The organism is Microbispora hainanensis (genome assembly GCF_006874475.1).
GTDB classification, from domain to species: domain Bacteria; phylum Actinomycetota; class Actinomycetes; order Streptosporangiales; family Streptosporangiaceae; genus Microbispora; species Microbispora hainanensis.
On the sequence record NZ_VIRM01000038.1, the window covers coordinates 37,543 to 57,302 of the forward strand.

The 19,760-nt window shown below is 72.4% G+C and carries 11 protein-coding genes; 7 read left to right on the forward strand and 4 right to left on the reverse strand.

All coding sequences use genetic code 11. From position 1 onward, the window contains the following. Positions 1–7 precede the first annotated feature (7 nt). From FLX08_RS26770 to FLX08_RS26785, 4 genes are read right to left on the reverse strand one after another with little or no spacing between them, the layout of a single operon-like run. Positions 8–1,849: a N,N-dimethylformamidase beta subunit family domain-containing protein gene (locus tag FLX08_RS26770; protein ID WP_244312904.1), complete on the reverse strand. Its 1,842-nt coding sequence runs from the start codon at positions 1,847–1,849 to the stop codon at positions 8–10. Next, positions 1,846–3,192 carry a condensation domain-containing protein gene (locus tag FLX08_RS26775; protein WP_142622593.1) on the reverse strand — a complete coding sequence of 449 codons (1,347 nt, stop codon included), beginning with the start codon at positions 3,190–3,192 and terminating at the stop codon, positions 1,846–1,848. The genes FLX08_RS26770 and FLX08_RS26775 overlap by 4 nt, the downstream gene beginning before the upstream one ends. Further along, entirely contained in the window at positions 3,189–3,434 is a 246-nt protein-coding gene (locus FLX08_RS26780) for an acyl carrier protein (protein WP_142622595.1), read from the reverse strand. Before FLX08_RS26780 ends, FLX08_RS26775 begins: the two co-directional genes overlap by 4 nt. Next, the gene (locus FLX08_RS26785; RefSeq protein ID WP_142622597.1) at positions 3,431–9,481 is read right to left on the reverse strand and encodes a non-ribosomal peptide synthetase; all 6,051 of its coding nucleotides are present in this window, start codon (positions 9,479–9,481) and stop codon (positions 3,431–3,433) included. The genes FLX08_RS26780 and FLX08_RS26785 overlap by 4 nt, the downstream gene beginning before the upstream one ends. A 251-nt stretch (positions 9,482–9,732) precedes the next feature. On the opposite strand from FLX08_RS26785, the gene FLX08_RS26790 reads away from it, so the two are divergent. From FLX08_RS26790 to FLX08_RS26825, 7 genes are all read left to right on the forward strand, one after another. Further along, positions 9,733–11,154 carry a class I adenylate-forming enzyme family protein gene (locus FLX08_RS26790; protein WP_244312905.1) on the forward strand — a complete coding sequence of 474 codons (1,422 nt, stop codon included), beginning with the start codon at positions 9,733–9,735 and terminating at the stop codon, positions 11,152–11,154. Further along, the gene (locus tag FLX08_RS26795) at positions 11,151–12,650 is read left to right on the forward strand and encodes a condensation domain-containing protein (protein WP_142622602.1); all 1,500 of its coding nucleotides are present in this window, start codon (positions 11,151–11,153) and stop codon (positions 12,648–12,650) included. Before FLX08_RS26790 ends, FLX08_RS26795 begins: the two co-directional genes overlap by 4 nt. Further along, entirely contained in the window at positions 12,647–13,570 is a 924-nt protein-coding gene (locus FLX08_RS26800; protein ID WP_142622604.1) for a thiamine pyrophosphate-dependent dehydrogenase E1 component subunit alpha, read from the forward strand. The genes FLX08_RS26795 and FLX08_RS26800 overlap by 4 nt, the downstream gene beginning before the upstream one ends. Next, positions 13,567–14,550 carry an alpha-ketoacid dehydrogenase subunit beta gene (locus tag FLX08_RS26805; RefSeq protein WP_142622606.1) on the forward strand — a complete coding sequence of 328 codons (984 nt, stop codon included), beginning with the start codon at positions 13,567–13,569 and terminating at the stop codon, positions 14,548–14,550. The genes FLX08_RS26800 and FLX08_RS26805 overlap by 4 nt, the downstream gene beginning before the upstream one ends. Continuing rightward, positions 14,543–15,925, forward strand: coding sequence for a 2-oxo acid dehydrogenase subunit E2 (locus tag FLX08_RS41515; RefSeq protein ID WP_208761676.1), 1,383 nt, complete (start codon positions 14,543–14,545; stop codon positions 15,923–15,925). The genes FLX08_RS26805 and FLX08_RS41515 overlap by 8 nt, the downstream gene beginning before the upstream one ends. Before the next feature lie 470 nt (positions 15,926–16,395). Continuing rightward, complete coding sequence (locus tag FLX08_RS26820; protein WP_142622608.1) at positions 16,396–17,748, forward strand: hypothetical protein; 1,353 nt, start codon at positions 16,396–16,398, stop codon at positions 17,746–17,748. Between the two features lie 13 nt (positions 17,749–17,761). Next, positions 17,762–19,735, forward strand: coding sequence for an outer membrane protein assembly factor BamB family protein (locus FLX08_RS26825; RefSeq protein WP_142622610.1), 1,974 nt, complete (start codon positions 17,762–17,764; stop codon positions 19,733–19,735). Positions 19,736–19,760: the final 25 nt, after the last annotated feature.

Consider the following 19,760-nt stretch of genomic DNA (forward strand, 5'->3'; position numbering starts at 1 on the left):
GTAGGCGTCAGATAGGGCGCCAGCGCAGGGGGGTGCCGGGTCCGGCGGCGACGACGAGCCCGGCGTGGGCGGTGAACGTGGTGCCCGGCACCGCCTCCGCGTGGCACTCCCAGTCGTTCGCGGAAGGCGGGGGAAGCCGGGTCAGCAGACGACCCTCGCAGTCGAGGGCGAAGAGCCTGCCGTTCATCCCGCCGAGGGCGACGGCGCCTCCCGACGAGCCGGCGCGCTCCCAGCCGTCGCCGCCGAACGGCTGCCGCCACAACTCCCCCGACGACGTGGCCACCCAGAAGGTGCAGTCGGCCACGGCCAGGCCGACGGCGGACCCGGGCGCGGGGCCGGCCTCCCGCCATCCCGGCTCGTCGTGGCGCAGGAGCCGCCCGTCGCGTGTGACGCCGTACAGGCCGGCGGCGACGCCGCCCGCGGCCTCGCGGGGGACGGCCAGGGCGCGTACGCCGTCGGCGGCGCCGACGGGCCGCCAGGGCAGGTTCTGGCCGCACAGCTCCCGGGCCAGCAGCGTGCCGTCCGCGCTCACCGCGTGCAGGGTGCGGCCGAGCACCGCGAGCGCCCGCAGGTCGGCCGGCGGGCCGATCACGTCCCAGCGCTCCTCGCCGGGGGCGGCCGACAGCCGGTCGACCACGTTGCGGGTGATCCGGTCGACGACGGGGTCGTGCAGGCCGTTGCCCCAGTTCACGGTGGCGGCGGTGAAGACGGTGCCGAGACCGCTGGTGAACACGCCCATGGTCGCCATGCCGCCCTGGCCGTACGCGCTCCAGTGCCGCAGGTCGGCGGTGGCGAGGACGACGAACGACGGCGGCGTGCCGTTCCTGCCGGTCGCCCGGGGGACCCCGCCGACCTCCTCGAACTCCGCGGCGTCGGTCTCGTAGCCCAGGCAGCCCTCGCCGAACTTGTCGCCGTCGGTCAGCCCCGTCCCCTCGAACACCCAGTGGGCCGCGAAACGCGTGGTGTACGACTCCTCCAGCATGCGCGGCATGTGCGGTCCCCAGGCTCCGGCTCCCGCGCGGAAGCTCACGCCGGTCAGCGTGTTCTCCGGCCGGTTCACCGGCGCGGCCGACCACTCGACGGTCGTCTGCCGGGGATCGGCGGCGGCCATGGGGTCGGTCACCGGGTCGCGGTGGCAGACCATGGTGCGGCCACCGTCTTCCAGCCTGATCTGCCACCAGCAGGTGTTGCCGGAGAAGAACGCGACGTTGCCGCCGCGTCGTACGAACTCCTCGACGGCGTCGCGCATCCCCAGAGACCAGTACTCGTCGTGCCCGTTGACGATCAGCAGCCGGTGCCGGGACAGCAGGCCGAGGCCGTCGTGGAGGTCCAGGTTGGAGCAGTAGGCGACGTCATAGCCGCCGCGGCGCAGCCAGCGCATCAGCCCCTCCTCCCAGCGTTCGGGAGGAGGCCCGCCGCCGGGCCGGTCGAAGGTCACCCGCGCGGCCCGAGTGGGCGACTCGGTCCAGTAGATGCTCTGCCCCGGTTCTCCCGCCCTGTTGTACGCCTGCCAGGTGGTGAAGGGGACGCTCAGCAGCACCGGCGAGCTGGGCACGGCCTGCCGCACCACGAAGTAGACCTCGTTGTCCGGGCACGGCGCGCTCCCCGGCAGTCCGAACGGCCACGGCTCGTCGGGGCCGAAGCGAGCCCGATAGAGCGAGCTGCGCCAGCCGGCGGGGATGCCGAGCTCCCACCGGGGCGCGGAGGCGAGTCCCTCGAACATCACCCGGTCGTCGGCCGCGTCGGTCACCACCACGGGCGCCGGGCGGTCGAGGACGAAGCCCAGCGAGGCCCCCTGCACGCAGGACGTCGAGGTGGCATAGGCCCGCACGGTCATCGGACTGGTCATCGGAGGGCCGTTTCGACGAGGAGGGCTTCGAGTTCCAGGAGATAACGCTCCATGCCGGGCCGGGACAGACAGCGGGTGTCGGCGGTGAGCGAGACGCCCTCGGCGGTGAGGTGGACGCAGAACCGGCAATTGAGCTTGTCCTGGCTCATCGGCCAGGTCACCGACGTCTGGGCCAGCGCGGCCGTGATCTCGGCCGGGTCGCACCGGGCGGGCCCCGGGTCGGCGAAACGCATGTCGTTGAAGCAGCAGTAGGGGTGGATCGGCTCGCCACGCTCGGCGCTCACCGAGGCCGTGATCCGGTTGCGGTCGGCCGGGTCGTGGTAGGCGCTGCGGTAGGCGCGCAGCGCGGCCGGCCCGGCGGCCCGCAGCAGGCCGGCGAAGGTCGCCTCCCGCCGGTCGAGCGTGAACAGCCCCTCCTGCGACATCGTGGCGACGATGTCCGTCGTGTCGCGGCGGAACCGGTTGGCCGAGATCGGCAGCACCGCGCACGTCTCGTGGCCGGTGAACCTGCCGACCAGCTCCGCCACGGCCGTCAGCAGCACGGTCGAGGTCGAGGCGGCGTGCTCGGCGGCGATCGAGCGGACGGCGAGCTCCAGGGCGGGGGAGCGCAGCAGCGCACGCCAGATGGGCGGCCCGGCCGGAGATCCGCTCGGCGCTGAGGATGTGGAGAACGCGGCGAACATCGTCGGCGGGATGCGCCGATATTCGCGCTCCCAGTGCGCCGCCGCCGTCTGCGCCGCCCGCCGTCCTTCGGCACCGGCCTGCCGGCGCGCGAGGTCGAGCGGCTGCGGAGCCGCGGGCCGCCGTACGTTTGGACCCCGGAGCAGCAGTATCCGCAGGTCGCGCAGTGCGACCTCCGCGCCGAGCCCGTCGGCGGCCAGATGGCAGAAGACCAGCACCACATGGGCGACCCGATCGCCGTCGAGCACCAGCGCCACCCGCACCGGCCATTCGCCGAAGTAGTCGAACGGCCGCGCCGCCAGCTCGTCCAGCACCCGGTCGGGGTCCTCGGTCGTGACCACGACCGGCAGCCGGCCCTTCTCCGCCAGCCGCTGGTAGGGCTCCGCAAGTGTGGTGCGGAGCGGGTCGCTCATTCGGGTGCGAAATGCGCCGTGCCGCGCGAGGAGGGCGGCCAGCGCCGCGCACACCTCGGCGACGGTGCGGGAACCCGGCACCTTCAGCACCCGGCCGAAGTTGAAGTAGTGGTCGTCGGGGGCCGTCCGCACGATCGCCTCCCAGATGGCCCGCTGACCCCAGGTCAGCGGCGCCGTCGGCGGTCCGGTTGAAGGTGCGGAACCCGGTCCGGCGAACTCGACGTACGGCGTCGGGCCGGTGACGCTCATCGGGAGGCCGTGGACGCCAGGTGTGCGGCCAGCCGGTCGAGATCGTCCAGCAGGCCCATGCCGTCGTCGCTCAGGTCGAACTCCACGCCGAACTCCGACTCGATCGCGTCGATCAGCCGCAGCATCGAGATCGACGTGACGCCCAGGGCCGACAGCGGCACGGTCGCGGCCAGCACCTCATCGGCGGTGACGGCGCCGTCGGACGACTCCGCGACGAGTTCCGCGAGCCTTTCCTTGATCATTCCAGCTCCTTGGCGAGGCGTTCCGCCTCCTCGTCCGACATCTCGTCGAGCTCGGCGATCAGGAGGTCCTCGATCGCCCGGGCCAGCCCACCGACCGTGGGATGGGTGAACAGCGTGCGGATCGGCAGCTCCAGGCCGGTCGTGCCGCGCAGCCGCGAGACGATCCGTACGGCGAGCAGCGAGTGGCCGCCGAGCGCGAAGAAGTCGTCGTGGACCCCGGCCCTCTCGACGCCGAGCACCTCGCCGAAGACCTCGGCCACCAGTTCCTCGGCGTCGGTGCCGGGGGCGACGTACGCCTCCCGGTGGGCCTGCGGCGCGGGCAGCGCGGCCCGGTCCACCTTGCCGCCCGGCGTCAGCGGCAGCCGGTCGAGCCGGACCCAGGCGGTCGGCACCATGTGCGGCGGCAGCGCCGCGCCGGTGAACTCCGCCAGCCCGGTGAAGCCGGCGGATCCGGTGACGTAGCCGACCAGCGTGTCGCCGATCGCGACGACCGCGGCCTCGCCCACCTCGGGATGGGCCAGCAGGCGCGCCTCGATCTCGGCCGGCTCGATGCGGAACCCGCGCACCTTCACCTGTTCGTCCAACCGGCCCAGGAATTCGAGCTGCCCGTCGGGCCGCCACCGCACCCGATCGCCGGTGCGGTAGACGCGCTCGCCGTAGAGGTCGGTGAACCGCTCGGCGGTCGGCTCGGGACGGCCGAGGTAGCCGCGGGCCACGCCCGCCCCGCCGATGCACAGCTCTCCGGCGGCGCCGGGGGGAGCGAGCCGCCCGCCGGCGTCGAGGACGTACACATGAGTGCCCCCGATGGGCCTGCCGATCGGCGGACGCCCCGGCGAGCCGTCCAGCTCGGCGAGCGTCGCGATGATCGTCGCCTCGGTCGGGCCGTAGGTGTTGACCAGCCGCACCCGGTCGCCGAACCGCTCACGCCAGCGGCTCACCGCGGCCTCGTGCACCTGCTCCCCGCCCAGGATGACCAGCCGCAGCGACGGCGGCCAGGCGATCGACTCGATCTGGTCGACCAGGTGGTGCCAGTAGGCGGTCGGCAGGTCCAGGACGGTGACGCCGTCGAGATGGTCGGTGAGCGTCACCGCGCCGTCGGGCAGAAGCGCCAGGCGGGCGCCCGAGGCCAGCGCCGGATAGATCTCCTCGGCGTGCGTGTCGAAGGCGAGCGAGGCGAACTGCACGACCGTGTCATCCGGCCCCAGGCCATACTCCCCGGCCATCCAGGCGACCCTGGCCGCGAGGTTGCGATGCTCCACGACCACGCCCTTCGGCGTCCCGGTCGAGCCGGACGTGTAGATCACGTAGGCCGCGGCGTCGCCCGTGACCGGCACGGGCAGCGGCGTGTTCCCGGCGACCGCGTCCGACGCGTACGCCACCGGGACGCCCGGCGGCAACCCCCCAGCCAGGTCGGCGGCCAGGTCGGCGGCCAGGTCGGCGGAGCTCAGGACGAGCGTGGCGGCGCTGTCGCCGAGCATGAACGCCAGCCGCTCGCCCGGAAGGGCGGGGTCGAGCGGAAGGTAGGCCGCCCCGGCCCGCCAGACCGCGAGCAGCGCGGCGACGGAGTCGGGCGTACGGCCGAGGAGGACGCCCACGACGTCACCCGGGCCGGCGCCGCGCGCCTGCAGCAGCGCGGCCAGCTCTGCGGCACGCGCGTCCAGCTCGCCGTAGGTCAGGTCGCCCACCGCGCACGAGTCCCGGTGGGCGCGTACGGCCGAGGCCACCAGCTCGGGGACGTACGGCTCAGGGATGACCTCGGGCCCGCGGCCGATCTCCAGCAGGCGGGCCTCCTCCGCCGGGGTGCTCAGCTGCGGGGGAGCGGCGAAGTCCTGCCGCAGCACCCGCTCCAGCCGGGCCGCCATCGCCTCGACGGTGCCGGGGTCGAACAGCGCGGCGTCGTAGGAGAGCACGACGAGCAGCTCGCGCTCGTCCTGCCACGCCTCCAGCATCAGGTCGAACTTGACCTGTTCGAAGCCGTGCGCGAACGGCTCGGTCACCAGCCCGGAGAAGGCGGCCGGGGCGGCGCCGGTGTCCTGGTTGTGCAGGATCGCCATCGTCTGGAAGGCGGGCACGCGCAGCCGTTCGAACGGGATGCCCTGATGCTCGAACGCCGACAGGACCGCGTCGCGGGTGCGCTCCAGCGACTCTCCGAAACTCGGCCGGTCCGCGTGCTCTGGCCAGGTGCGGATCAGGAGGACGTCGGCGAAGTAGCCGACCACGTTCTCGAACTCGACCCGGTCTCTGCCGGAGGCGACGGTGGCGATCGTGATGTCGCGCTGACCGCTCTGCGCGGCGAGCACCGCCTGATAGGCGGTCAGCAGCGTCATGAACAGCGTCGCGCCGTGTTCCCTGCCCCGCTCGACCAGCCGCGCCACGTCCTCGGCCGGCAGCCGGAACGTGTGGAAGCCGCCCTTCCTGACCGGTGGTGAGCGGCGCGGCCGGTCGGCCGGCAGGTCGAGCGGGGCCGCATCGGCCAGCCGTTCGCTCCAGTAGGCGACGAGCTCGTCCTGGTCGCGCTCGTGCTGCCACCGGGCGACGTCGCCGAACTGCAGGGGCACCGGATCGAGCCGTTCGCCCGAGTAGAGCCGCGCCAGCTCGTCCAGCATGACGTTCAGCGACCAGCCGTCGCCCAGCATGTGGTGGAGGACCACGCACAGCACGTGGTCATCCAGGTTGTGGTCGGCGGAGCAGATTCGGATCAGCGTCACGCGCAGCGGCGGCCGGGGAGCCAGGTCGAACGCCGCGTTCGTGCGCTCGGCGACCAGCGCCTCCGCGTGCGCGACGTCGGCGGCCGAGACCGCCTCGACAGGCACGGGCCCGGGCGGCTCGACCACCGCGACCGGGGCGCCGTCGACCTCGGGAAACCGCGTGCGCAGGCTCTCGTGCCTGGCGACCAGCGCCGCCAGGGCCCGTTCGAGGGCCGCCACGTCGAGCGGACCGCGCAGCCGCCGCACGATCCACATGGCGTACGACGCGTCGTCCGGGTCGAGCCGATGCAGGAACCAGAGCCGTTCCTGGCTGGGAGAGAGCGGCGCGGGCTCCCCGGCCGGGCGGGGGCGCGGGCCGTCGCCGGGGTCCTGGTCTCGTGAGGCGGCCTCGTCGAGCAGCTCGGCCAGCGCCGCGACGGTCGGGCGGGTGAACAGCTCACGCACCGGGATCCGCACCGGCAGCCGGGAGGTGACCATGGTGGCCAGCAGCGAGTGGCCGCCGAGCGCGAAGAAGTCGTCGTCCGCGCCGACGCTCCCGACGCCGAGCACCTCGGCGAAGACCCCGGCCACCAGCCGCTCGGCGTCCGTGCGCGGCGGGACCCCCACCGGCTTGGCGGTTTGAGGATGCGGCAGGGCCTTCCTGTCGACCTTGCCGTTCGGGGTGAGCGGCAGCGCGTCGAGCGTCACGAACGCCGCGGGGACCATGTAGCCGGGGAGCTGCCCGGCGACGTGCCGCCGGAGGGTGGAGTCATCGAGTGTTCCCGCGCTTTCGGGGACGATGAAAGCCACGAGCAGGTCGTCGCGTACGGCGGCCACCGCCTGGCGGACCGCCGGATGCGCTTCGAGCACGGCCTCGATCTCGCCCGGCTCGATCCGGTGCCCGCGCAACTTGACCTGGTTGTCCGTGCGGCCGATGAACTCCAGCGTGCCGTCCGCCAGCCATCTGACGACGTCGCCGGTGCGGTAGACGCGCTCCGAGCCGTGCCGTACGAACCGCTCCGCCGTGAGTTCTGGACGGCCGAGGTAGCCGGTCGCGACGCCTTCGCCGCCGATCAGCAGCTGACCGGGCACGCCGATCGGCATGTGAGAGCCTTCCGCGTCGACCACGTGGACGGTGGTGTTCGCGATCGGCCGGCCGATGGTCACCCGATCGGGCCGCTCGGGCACCTCCCAGGCGGTCGACCAGATCGTGGTCTCGGTCGGGCCGTACATGTTGACGAGCCTGCCCACGCGTGCCCGCAGCTCGGCGGCGAGCGCGAGCGGGAGGGGCTCGCCCCCGGCGAGGGCGACGACCGGCGGGAGGTCGCCCGCGAGCAGCACCCGCCAGCCCGACGGGGTGGCCTGCACGTGGGTCACGCCGGTGTCCGCGATGAGCCGGGCGAGGGCCGCGCCGTCGCGCGCCGTCTCCGCGCCGGCGACGACCACCCGGCCGCCGGTGACCAGCGGCAGGTAGAGCTCCAGTGCGGAGATGTCGAACGACAGCGAGGTGAGCGCGAGCCAGACGTCCGAGGGCGTCGAGCCGACGAGGTCGCGCATGGCCGGCAGGAAGTTGGCGAGCGCGCGGTGCGGCACCACCACGCCCTTCGGCCGTCCCGTCGAGCCGGAGGTGTAGAGCACGTAGGCGGTGTCGTCCGGCGAAGGCCTGCCGACGGGGGCGGTCCCAGTCGGCTCATCAGCTGTGAGGAGGTCGGCGTCGGTGAGGACGAGGGCCGCGCCCGAGTCCTCGATCATGTACGCCACGCGGGACGCCGGATAGCCGGGATCGACCGGCAGGTAGGCCGCACCCGACATGGCGATGCCCAGCAACGCCACGATCATGTCCGCGCCGCGCGACATGTGCACCGCGACCACGCTGCCGCGCCCGATGCCCCGGTCGCGCAGCCGCGCCGCCAGCCCCGCCGCCCGTACGGCCAGCTCGCGATAGGTGAGCTCCCGGCGGGGCGTGGCCTCGGCGACCACCGCCACCGCGTCGGGCGCGGCGGCCGCCCGGTCGAGCACCAGGTCGACCAGCGTGAGCGCGGGCAGCTCTCTCGCGGTGTCGTTCCACGCGGCGAGCCTGGCCCGCTCCCGCCCGGCGAGCAGGTCGAGCCGTCCTACGGGCAGCGTGGGGTCGGCGACCGCGGCGGCGAGCAGCACGAGATAGCGCTCGGTCATCAGCTCGACCGTCTCGTGGTCGAAGAGCTCCTCGCTGTAGATGGCGACGCCGAGCACGCCGCCGTCGTCCTCCGCGAACAGGTCGAGCGACAGGTCGACTCTCGCGGGATGCCAGCCGAGCGGGAACGGCTCGGCGGCCACGCCCGGCACCGGATCGGCCACGTCGCCGTGGGTGTGCAGCGCGAACATGGTCTGGAACAGCGGGGTCCTGCTCGGGTCGCGCTCCACGCCGAGCACGCCGATCAGCCGCTCGAACGACACGTCCCGATGGGCGAGCCCGTCCAGGACGGCCCGGCGGGTGCGGCGGAGCAGTTCGCCGAAGCTCGGCGCGCCGGACAGGTCGCACCGGAGCACCATGGTGGTCGACAGGTAGCCGATCATCTGCTCCAGCTCGGTGCTGTCGCGGCCTGCCGAGGGGGTGCCCACGCAGAAGTCCGTCTGCCCGCTGTGCCGCGAGAGCAGCACCTGGTAGGCCGCGAGCAGCAGCATGTAGGGCGTGCAGCGCGCCTGCCGGGCCGCCTCCGCCGCCCGTGCGGCCAGCTCGGGCGGGATGCGGAAACGGACCTCCCCGCCCGCCGTGCTCCGCGTCGCCGGGCGGGGCCGGTCGGCGGGCAGCTCCAGGACGGGCGCCCCGGCCAGCCGCGACACCCACCAGTCCAGATCCGCCGAGTCGTCGAGGCCCAGCACGTGGTCGCCATATTGGCGTGGGAGGGCATCGGGAAGCGGCCGGCCCGCGTAGTGGTCGGCCACCTCGTTTCGCAGCACGTTGAGCGACCAGCCGTCGCCGTTGATGTGGTGCAACACGACGCACAGCACGTGGTCGGCCGGGCCGAGGCGCACCAGCGTGACCCGGAACGGCGGCCGCTCGGCGAGATCGAACGCGGCATTGGTGCGGGCGCGGACGATCCGCCCGGCCTCGTCCGCGGATCCCGCCGCGACCTGCTCGATCGTCACCGGGGCCGGCGGATCCACGACGGCCGCCGGCCGCCCGCCGGCCTGCACGAAGCGCGTGCGCAGCGCGTCGTGCCTGGCGGCGACCACGCTGAAGGCGGCTTCGAGGGCCGGGATGTCGAGCTCCCCGCGCAGCCGGTAGGCGTAGGCGGTGTTGTACGAGGGATCGTCGGGATCGAGCTGGTTCAGAAACCAGAGTCGTTCCTGACCACGCGACAGCGGACCTGTCTTCACGTGCCTACCCCCGGGCAGGTGGCCTTCTGGAAAGCTTCTTAACAGTTTTCTGGTTGGCCGCAGTGTTCCACGGATCTTCGGCCACCCGCAAGACTCCTCCGTCGGCGCGGCCGACTCGGGGGGTTGCCCCTCCCGGCGGGCTCGTGTCAGACTGACGCCAGAGTTTAATTAGTAAACTTTCTTATTAGAGGCCGGATAGATCACGGCCTCTGATCCGGCGATTCTCGACCTGGCGACTCCGGGAGCCGATCGTGAGCAAGACTCTTCCCGGCCTGCTCCGGGAGCGGGCCGCCGCCGATCCCGGCCGGGTGGCGATGACCGTGCACGGCACGGGCTCGCTGACCTTCGGCGAATGGGAGCACCGGGCCCACGGCGTGGCCCGGGCGCTGCGCGGCCGGGGGATCGGGCGCGGCGACCGGGTCGGCCTCGTGTTCGGCAACGGCGACTGGCTGGACTACGCGGTCGCCTTCTTCGGCGTCCTCAACGCGGGGGCGGTCGCCGTACCGCTCTCGGACCGCCTGGCCGCCGCCGACACCGACGCGATGCTCGCGCACTGCGGTGCGACGGCGGTGCTGCGGCCGGGCGAGCTGCCGTACGCCGAGAGCGGCGGGGGCGGGCGCGGCGGAGGCGAGGAGCTCGAACCGTCGGGGCCGGGCGACCCGGCGCAGATCCTCTACACGTCCGGCACCACGGGACGGCCCAAGGGGGTCGCCGCCACCCACGCGAACCTGGCCCACGGCTGCGGCGGCCGCCGCAGGCCGTTCACCCACTCCCGGCATCTCGCGCACGCGTTTCCCATCGGCACCAACGCCGGGCAGTGGATGCTGGTCAACGCCGTGGACGCGCATCCCGAGGTGGTGACGCTGCCGCGGTTCACACCCGGCAGGTTCGCCGCGCTGATCGAGCACTATCGGGCGGGCACGGTCTTCGTGGTTCCCGCCATGGCGATCGAGATGCTCGCCGCCGGGGTGCAGGCCAGGCACGACCTGTCGAGCGTGCTGCTGCTCGGCTCGGCGGCGGCGCCGCTGCCCGCGCGGGTCGCGGGCGACCTCAGCGCCGCGTTCCCCAACGCGACGATCACGAACTACTACACCTCGACCGAGGCCGCGCCCGCGCAGACCGTGATGATCTACGATCCCGAGCGGCCGTCGAGCGTGGGCCGCCCGGTCTCCGGCGGGGCCGTCAGGATCGCCGCGGCGGACGGCGTGGCGCTGCCGCCCGGCACGACCGGCGAGGTCTGGATGCGGTCGCCGGCCGCCACCCGCGCCTACTACGGCGACGAGGCCGCCACGGGCGAGGTCTTCCGCGGAGGCTGGGTGCGCATGGGAGACCTCGGCTATCTCGACGACGACGGCTACCTCTACCTGGTCGACCGCGAGAGCGACGTGATCAAGTCGGGGGCCTACAAGGTGTCGACCATCCACGTCGAGGAGGCAGTGCACCGCCATCCCGGCGTCGTCGAGGCGGCCGCCTACGGGGTGCCCCACCCCACGCTCGGCAAGGCCGTCGCGGTCGCCGTCGTCGGGACCGTCTCTCATGAGGAGCTGCGGATCTTCCTGAAGGACCTGCTGGCCCCGCACGAGCTTCCCGTACGGCTCGTCACCCTCGACGCCCTGCCCCGCAACAACGGCGGCAAGGTCGACAAGCGCTCACTGCGAGAGGTCGCACCATGACGCAGGTCTCGTTCGCCCAGCATGGGATGTGGGTCACCGAGCGGATGGGGGCGGGGTCGGCCTACCACATGCCGGTCGTGATCCGCTTCGACGGTTCGCGGGCTCCCGATCCCGCCGTGCTGGCCGCGGCGTGCGCGCGCGTGGTCGAGCGGCATCCGCTGCTGAGCCGGGCCGTGCGGGAGCACGACGGCGTGCCCCACCTGGTGCCCGCCGCCCGGCCCCCGTCGCTGGAGACGGGGGGGTCGGTGGAGGAGGCCGTCGGGCGGCCCTTCGACCTGGAGGACGGCCCGCTCGTCCGGTTCACGCTGGTCGGCGACACCCTCGTGGTGGTCGCCCACCACCTGGTCTTCGACGGCGGGTCCAAGGACATCCTGGTGGCCGACCTGGCCGCGTTCGCGAGCGGCGCCGTGCCGCCGCCGCTCGCCCCCCTCGACCCCTTTGACCATGCCGCCGGGCAGCGGGAGCGAGTGGCGGCCCTGCTCGGCGAGGCCCGCGCGTTCTGGGCGGACAGGTGGCGCGAACCGGGCGACATGGTCGTGCCGGGCGGGGCGCTGCGCTCCCGCCGGGGTGGCCCGGGGCGGCTGCTGGAGTTCTCTCTCGACGTCCCCGGCCTGCCCGGTCTGACCAGGTTCGAGGTGCTGCTCGCGGCGCTGCACGCGCTCCTCATGTCGTACGGCAACGCCGACGTCGTCACCGCGGTCGACCTCTCGACCCGCACCGCCGAGTCGGAGGGACACATCGGCCCCTTCGTCAACGAGCTGCCGGTCTTCTCCAGCCCGCCGGCCGACGCGCCGTTCGTGACGTTCGCCGCCGCGCTGCGCGCCGAGCTCAGGAGCCTGTACGCCTATCGCGAGGTCCCCCTGGCCAGGGCGGTCGCCGGGCTCAAACCGCACGCGGCGCTGGCTCCCGTCTCGGTCAGCTACCGCCGGGGTCCGTTGACCACAGGTTCGACGGCAGGGTTCGGCGAGGTCGACTGGCTGGCGTTCAACCACGCGGTGCGAGGGGCCCTGCAACTCCAGGTCCTCGACTCCGCCGGCCGTACGGACGACGACCCGGCGACGCCGGGGATGACCGCGAGCCTGCGTTACGACCCCGGCGAGCTGACCGACCCGGTCGGGTTCGCCGACGACCTGCGGGCGGTGCTGGCGGCGATCGCCCAGGATCCCGCCCGGTCCCTGGAGATGCTGCCGGCCCGGGGACCCGTGGTCGCCTGGCCCGTCCCCAGCCCCTCGACAGTGGAGGCGGCACCGGAGGACGGCGGCGCGGGCGTCGATCTCGACGACCCCCTGGCGGCCGAGATCCGCGCCATCTGGGAGGAAGTGCTCAAGCTCGCTCCCATCGAGCCGCACGACGACATCTTCGAGCTCGGCGGCCACTCGCTGATCATCACGCAGATCATCGCCCGCATGCGCAAGCGGCTGGGCGTGGAGGTCGACCTGGACGACTTCTTCGACAACCCGACGATCGCCGGCGTGCTCCAGGTGATCCGCGGATGACGCAGCCTGTCACGGCCGTCTCACCTGCGGGAACGCCGGACGACGCCGACCTCTCGCTCATGCTGACGATCCGGGCGTTCGAACTGAAACTGCTGGACCTGTATGGCAAGGGGCTGCTCAACGGCACGACCCACACCTGCCTCGGGCAGGAGTACATCCCGGTCGCCATCGAGGGGCTGCTCGACCCGCGTGACCACGTGTTCAGCAACCACCGCGGGCACGGCCACTACCTGGCGCGCTTCCGCGACCCCGCCGGGCTGCTCGCGGAGATCATGGGCAGGGAGGGGGCCGTTTGCGCCGGGGTCGGCGGCAGCCAGCACATCCGCAGAGACCGGTTCCTGTCCACAGGCGTGCAGGGCGAGAGCCTGCCCGTCGCCGCGGGGGTCGCTCTGCACCTCAAGCGGGCCGAGCCCGGCCGCCTCGCCTGCGTGTACGTCGGCGACGGCACGTTCGGCGAGGGCGCCGTCTACGAGGCGTTGAACATCGCGTCGCTGTGGGCGCTCCCGCTGCTCGTCGTGGTCGAGAACAACGGTATCGCCCAGTCGACGCCCACCGCCCGGCATCTGGCGGGGAGCATCGCGGGCCGGGCGGCGGCGTTCGGCATCGACCACCACCTGATCGGCACCTCCGACGTCGCCGAGATCCGCCGCACGCTCGAACCCCTGGTGGCGCGGGTCCGCTCCCGCTCGACGCCGCTCGTCGTCGAGTTCGTCACCCGGCGCCTCGGGCCGCACAGCAAGGGCGACGACACCAGGCCGGCCGGAGCCGTACAGGCCCTGCGCGAGCAGGACTGGTACGCGTGGTGCGCGGCGGCCTGCCCCGGCCGTTTCCCGAGACTCGACGCGGAAGCTCGCGCGCACATCGACGCGGTCGCCGCCGAGGTCACGGCGCGGGGCCCGTCACGGTGGGTGCAGTCATGAGAGTCGCGGAGAACCTGAACACGGCGCTGGCCGCCCTGCTCGCCCGGGAGCCGGACCTCTACGTGCTGGGAGAGGACGTCGTCGATCCGTACGGCGGCGCCTTCAAGATCACCCGGGGTCTGTCCACCGGCTTCCCCGACCGCGTCCTGTCGACCCCGATCAGTGAGAACGCCGTCACCGGCATCGCCGCCGGGCTCGCACTCTCGGGAGACCTGGCGATCGTGGAGATCATGTTCGGCGACTTCGCCGCGCTCGCCTTCGACCAGTTGCTCAACTTCGCGTCGAAGTCGGTCTCCATGTACGGCTCGCGCCTGCCGATGCGCATGGTCGTACGCTGCCCGGTCGGCGGCGGGCGCGGCTATGGGCCGACCCACAGCCAGAGCCTGCAGAAACACTTCGTCGGCATCCCCGATCTGGCCGTCTATGAGCTGTCGCCGTTCCACGACAACCTGGCCGTGTTCGAGGAGATGTTCGCCCGGGGGGAGCCGTGCGTGTTCTTCGAGGACAAGGTGCTCTACACGCGCCCGATGGGCGTCGTGGAGCCGCCGTTCTCGGTGGCGGTCTCCGGCGGCGTGGCCAGGGTGTCCCTCGACGGCCCGCCCGACTGCGTGGTCATCGCCCCCGGCGGGGTGGCGCACCGGGCGCTGGCCGCGATGCGCTCGCTGCTGGTCGAGGAGGAGATCGCCTGCACGCTGCTGGTGCCGTCCAGGCTCTATCCGTTCGACCTGCCCGATGACGCCGACGCGGACATCCGCGCGGCGCGCCGGGTGTTCGTCGTCGAGGAGAGCACCGCAGGGGGGACATGGGGCGCCGAGGTGGCCCATGTCGTCCACCGGCGGCACTGGGGGCGGCTGGCCCAGCCTGTCACGTTGATCCATTCCGCCGGCGGGGTCATCCCCACGGCCGCGCACCTCGAACGGGCGGCCCTCGTCAACGAGTCCACGATCCACAGCGCGATCACGGAGGCCCTGGGTGGCTGAGCTCCGCGTGCCGAAGCTGAACAACAACGACACCGAATATCTCCTGGTCGAGTGGCTCGCCGCCGACGGCGCGCAGGTCGCCGAGGACGACGCGGTCGCGCTGGTGGAGACGTCCAAGGCCGCCGAGGAACTCACCGCGGGCGCCGCGGGAGTCCTGCGCCACCGGATGCGACCGGGAGCCTGGTGCCGTCCGGACGACGTGATCGCCATGGTCGGCGGTGCAGCGGAGCCGCCCGGCCTCGATGCTCCGGACCGGGCATCTACGGACCGGGCATCTACGGACCGGGCATCTACGGACCGGGCATCTACGGACCGGGCATCTACGGACCGGGCGTCATCGGTCCCGGCCGCGCAGGATGCGGTCGCGCGGGGTGCGGGACAGTGGAGTGCGGGACAGCGGAGTGCGGAACAGCGGAGCGCGGGACAGCGGAGCGCGGGCGACGAGCCGGCGCCGCTCATCACGGCTCCCGCGCAGGCGCTCATCGACGAGCTCGGCATCGGCCTCGACCGGGTCAGGGCTCTGGGCGTCGCCGTCGTCCGGCGGGCCGACGTCGAACGCCTGGCCGCCGCACCTGCCGACGGCGAGACCCGTGGCGAGCACCGGCTTTCCCGGGTGCAGCGGGCGGTGGCCAGGTCCGTCGAGTTGTCCCGCCAGACCATCCCCGCCGCGTACGCCGTCGTACGCATGGATCTCGGCCCGGCGCTGGAGTACGCGCGGGCCGCGACGAGGGAGATCCGCCGCCCGGTGGGGCTCGCGGAGGTGTTCGTCCAGGCCGTCGCGAGCCTGCACGAACGGTTCCCGCTGTTCTTCGCCACCGTAGACGGCGGCACCGTAGACGGCGGCACTGTGGATGGCGGCACTGTGGATGGCGGCACTGTGGATGGCGGCACTGTGGATGGCGGCACTGTGGATGGCGGCACTGTGGATGGCGGCACTGGGGACGGCGCCGCCACCAGGGCGCTGCTGTCCGAGGCCCCGAATATCGGCGTCACCGTCGACGTCGGCGAAGGTCTGTACGTCCCCGTCGTCCACGACGCGGCGAGCCGTACGACGAAGGACATCGCGACCACCCTCATGAAGCACCGGCTCGCCGCCACCACCGGCGAGTTCACGGAGGGCGACCTGTCCGGCGCCAACTTCGTCGTCACCCTGCACACCGAGCACGGGGTCGTGCTGGCGATTCCGTTCGTCTATCCGGGCACCGTCTGCGCGCTCGCCGTCCCCGGGCCGCGCGACGGAACCCTCGCCGACATCGGCCTGGCCTACGACCACCGCCTGATCAACGGCAGGGACGCCGCCCTCTTCCTGAACGCGCTCAGGGCCTCCGTCGAAGCGCTCGCTCGATCTTCGAACGATCAGGGCCGCAAAGTGTGATCTTCAACGATTTCGACCAGCGGGATCGAGATTATTCCGGCATTCCCGATGGCTGAACTGCGGAGTGCCGGTAATGGATCGTTCCAGCCGCTGCGGATTGGCCGGCAGAGCCCGGAGCATTCGGTCGAGAGACGCGAAACGCCTGGTCAGAGAACATTTCGGCACTGCGTACGGCGCGTTGAGGGAAGCGCCGGTGCCCGCTTCTTGACCACTGATACGCTTTATGCCTTTCGATAACTCTGAGTATTTACGGGGCAAGAGTGACGACGGGGCCTGGTTATCAGCAGTATCCGCCTCAGCCGCCGCCGGAGTGGCAGTCGCAATCTCCACCTCCACCTCCACCTCCACCCGGGCCACCGCAGTGGCAGTACGGACCTCCGCCACAGCAGCAGCCGTGGCAGGCCCCACCCCAGCAGTGGCAGCCTCAGCCTCCGCCTCCTCCCGGACCCCGGCGCAGGACCGGGATGTGGGTGACGCTCGGCATCCTGTCCCTCGTGCTCGTCGTCGCGGTGGGTGCGGGGGTGGGCTTCGTCCTGCGTGCCGGCGACTCCGGCGGCTCCGGCGGCGACGCCTCGGGCGATGCCCCCGCCGACCCGAACACGGTGGTGGTGAAGGACGACGAGATCCGCGACCTGGTCCAGGCGCACACCAAAGCACTGGCCTCGGGCGACGCCAAGGCGTTCACCTCGATCTTCGACAAGAAGAACGCCGCGCTCGTCCGCGACCAGGCGAGAGTCTTCGCCAACCTGAGCAAGATGCCGCTGGCCGAGAAGTCCTACGAGGTGTTGCGCCGCCAGGGCCGGGCTCAGGACAGTTTCGGGCGGGGCGTGAAGTTCACGCAGGACGTCGCGTTCGTCCATCGGTTCGCCGACATCGACCTGCGTCCGGTGTCCGAGTGGTATCGCTGGACCATCGAGAAGGCGTCGCCGAAAGCGCCCCTGGTCGTGACGAAGGTGGAGGGCGCGCCGCCGACGATCAGCGGCGAGGCGTCGAAGACCATGTACTTCCCCGGGCCGTGGGACATCTGGCCCGACATCGTGGTGGAGAAGGCGGGCGGCAGCCTCGTCCTCGCCCGGCCGGAGGACGCCGCCCTGGCCCGGCGCGTCGCGCCGACCGTCTCCTCCGCAGCCGCGAGCGACCTCGCCTTCTGGGAGAAGAACGGCGATCCGAACGCGGCCGTGCCGAGCGGCTTCGTGGTGGCGCTTGTCAAGGGAAAGACCCAGCTCGGCAGGCTGTTCCGTACGGCCAAGGCGAACGAGGCAGGCGTCTCGATCCCGATGCCGCGCTGGGGGCTCGCGAACGACACCGTGAGGATCGGCGGCACCCGCATCGTCGTGGACACGACGTCCGAGTTCTTCGGAAACCAGCAGGGGATCATGGAGATCTCCAAGCACGAGATCGCGCACTCGCTCGTCGCCGGGCTCGACAGTGCGCAGTTCGCCCTGTTCGGCCGGGCGAACTGGATCACCGAGGGCTTCGCCGAGTATGTGGCCGACCGCGACCAGCCGATCGCGCAGAACCTGCGGTACGCCGAGGGCCGTGCCTACCTGGCAGGACGGCTCGCCGTGCCGTTCGACGGGAAGCTGCCGACCAACAGCTTCTGGGACTACAAGCAGATGACCAGCGTCAACTACCTCATGGGGCATCTGGCCATGCGGTTCATCGCCCAGAAGTACGGCGAGCGGAAGCTGGTCGAGGGCGTGGTCGCGGCCTATCGGGCACCGGGCGACGACAGCGAAGCCGCCCTTTTCCAGGTGCTCGGCGTGACGAGGGCGGACTTCGAGCGGCAGTGGGCGGCCTACGTCCGCGCCCAGCTCGCGTGATCGGGGAACAGTCATGACGGAGCAGCACGACAGAAATCCGTACGGCGGGCCCACCCCGCCTCAGCCGTCCACCCCGCCGTCCCCCACGCCGCCGCAGTATCCCCACCAATATCCCCACCAATATCCCCACCAATATCCCCACCAATATCCCCACCAATATCCCCACGGTCCCGGCCAGCCGGTGCACGGGCAGCCGGTGTACGGGCAGCCGGCCTATGGGCAGCCGGGCGGCCAGGGGCAGTGGGGACAACCCACGTCGTCGGGGCAGACCGGGCCCGGCCCGCAGGCCCCGGCCCCTCCGGCGTACGGGCCGCCCGGCCAGAGCCCGCCCTGGGGTCCGGGCGCCCCCGGCGCACCGGCGCCGTACGGCCGGCCCGGTCAAGGCCAGCCCAGTCAAGGCCAGCCCAGTCAAGGCCAGCCCAGTCAAGGCCAGCCGGGACAAGGCCGGCCTCAAGGCCAGCCGGGTCAGGGATACCCGGGCTCGCCGTACCCGCAGCAATCCTGGCCGCAGCCGCAGCCGCAGCCGCAGCCGGGCTACCCCGGTCAGCAGGCGTATCCCGGCATGCAGGGCTATCCCGGCCAGGGCTATCCCGGCCAGGGCTATCCCGGCCAGGGCTATGGCGCTCCGGGACAGCCGGCCCAGGGGCTACCGCAGCCACAAGCGCAGCCGCAAGCCCCGGCAGGCAAGGGCAAGACGGCGCTGTTCGTCGTGCTCGGGCTGGTGGTGCTGCTGGCGGTGGGCGCGGGGACCGCCTGGTTCGTCGCGGGCGGCGGCTCGGGCAGCGGTTCCGGCGGCGGACCCGGTGGGGGCGAGGGAGTGTGGGCCGTCCCGCTCGCGAGCGCCGACAGCATGGACTTCACCCAGGGGCTCGCGTTCGCGAGCTGGCTGACCGACAAGTCGGTGATCCGGGTGCAGCGAGACGGGGTGCTCGCCTACGACCTGGCCTCGGGCAAACGCGCCTGGGGCGCCCCCTCGCCCGGCGACCAGCTCTGCGGCGCCACCGCCGAACTGGCGAACGGCAAGGGCGCCGTGGCGTACGGCAGCGACCAGCTGTGCGACCACCTGGCGGGCGTCGACGTTACGACGGGAAAGATCACCTGGAAGATCAAGATTCCGGCGGAGAAGTCCCGGCTGGCCAACTCGCTCAACGTGCCCCAGATCATGAGCGCGGGCGACATCGCGGTGGTGTACGCGAACGACGTCCTGTCCGGCTACCAGGTGTCGAACGGCGCGAAGAAGTGGACGGCGCGGCTGCCCGACGGCTGCCACATCAAGGACGTGAACGCGGCGCCGGCCCGGGTGGCCCTGCTCCTCGACTGCACTTTCGAGGGGTCGGGCAACTTCGTGCAGGCGCTCGACCCGAAGAGCGGCGCGCCCAAGTGGCGCTACAAGATGGGCGATTTCAGCCTGATGGCCCTGATGCTGTCGGCCGACCCGGTGATCGTCCGCCAGGAGGACGGCGACAAGAACACCTTCACGGCCCTCGACGACCGAGGCGGCAAGCTCAGTGAGTTCACGACCGGCAAGGTGGACATGCTCGCCATGAACACTGTCGCGTTCGTGGACGGGCTGTTCGAGCAGCGCCGCTACGCGGTGCACGGCGACCGCCTCTATCTCATGACCTTCCCGGAGAACGTGCCGGGCAAGGCGCGATCGGGCGACAAGGCGCTCGCCTTCGACCTCAAGACCGGCAAGCAGGTGTGGGAGTCGTCCGGCACCCAGCCCACGATGCTGAACCCCGTCCGGGCCGACGACCACGGCCTGCTCGCCCTGGAGGCCGGCGACTGGCGTGACCTGCCTCCGCGGCTCGTCCGCCTGGACGCGGCGACAGGCAAGGCGGCGGAGGTGGCGACGCTGCCGATGGAGTACGGCACCGAGGGGGACGACGCACGGGTCTTCGAGCGGAACGGCGCCGTCGTCATCGTGCCGTGGACCCCGGTCGCCGTGAAGCACGCGGTCGTCTACGTCCAGACCAAGGAGAGCTGACCGGGGGGCGACGAGGTCCCGTCCG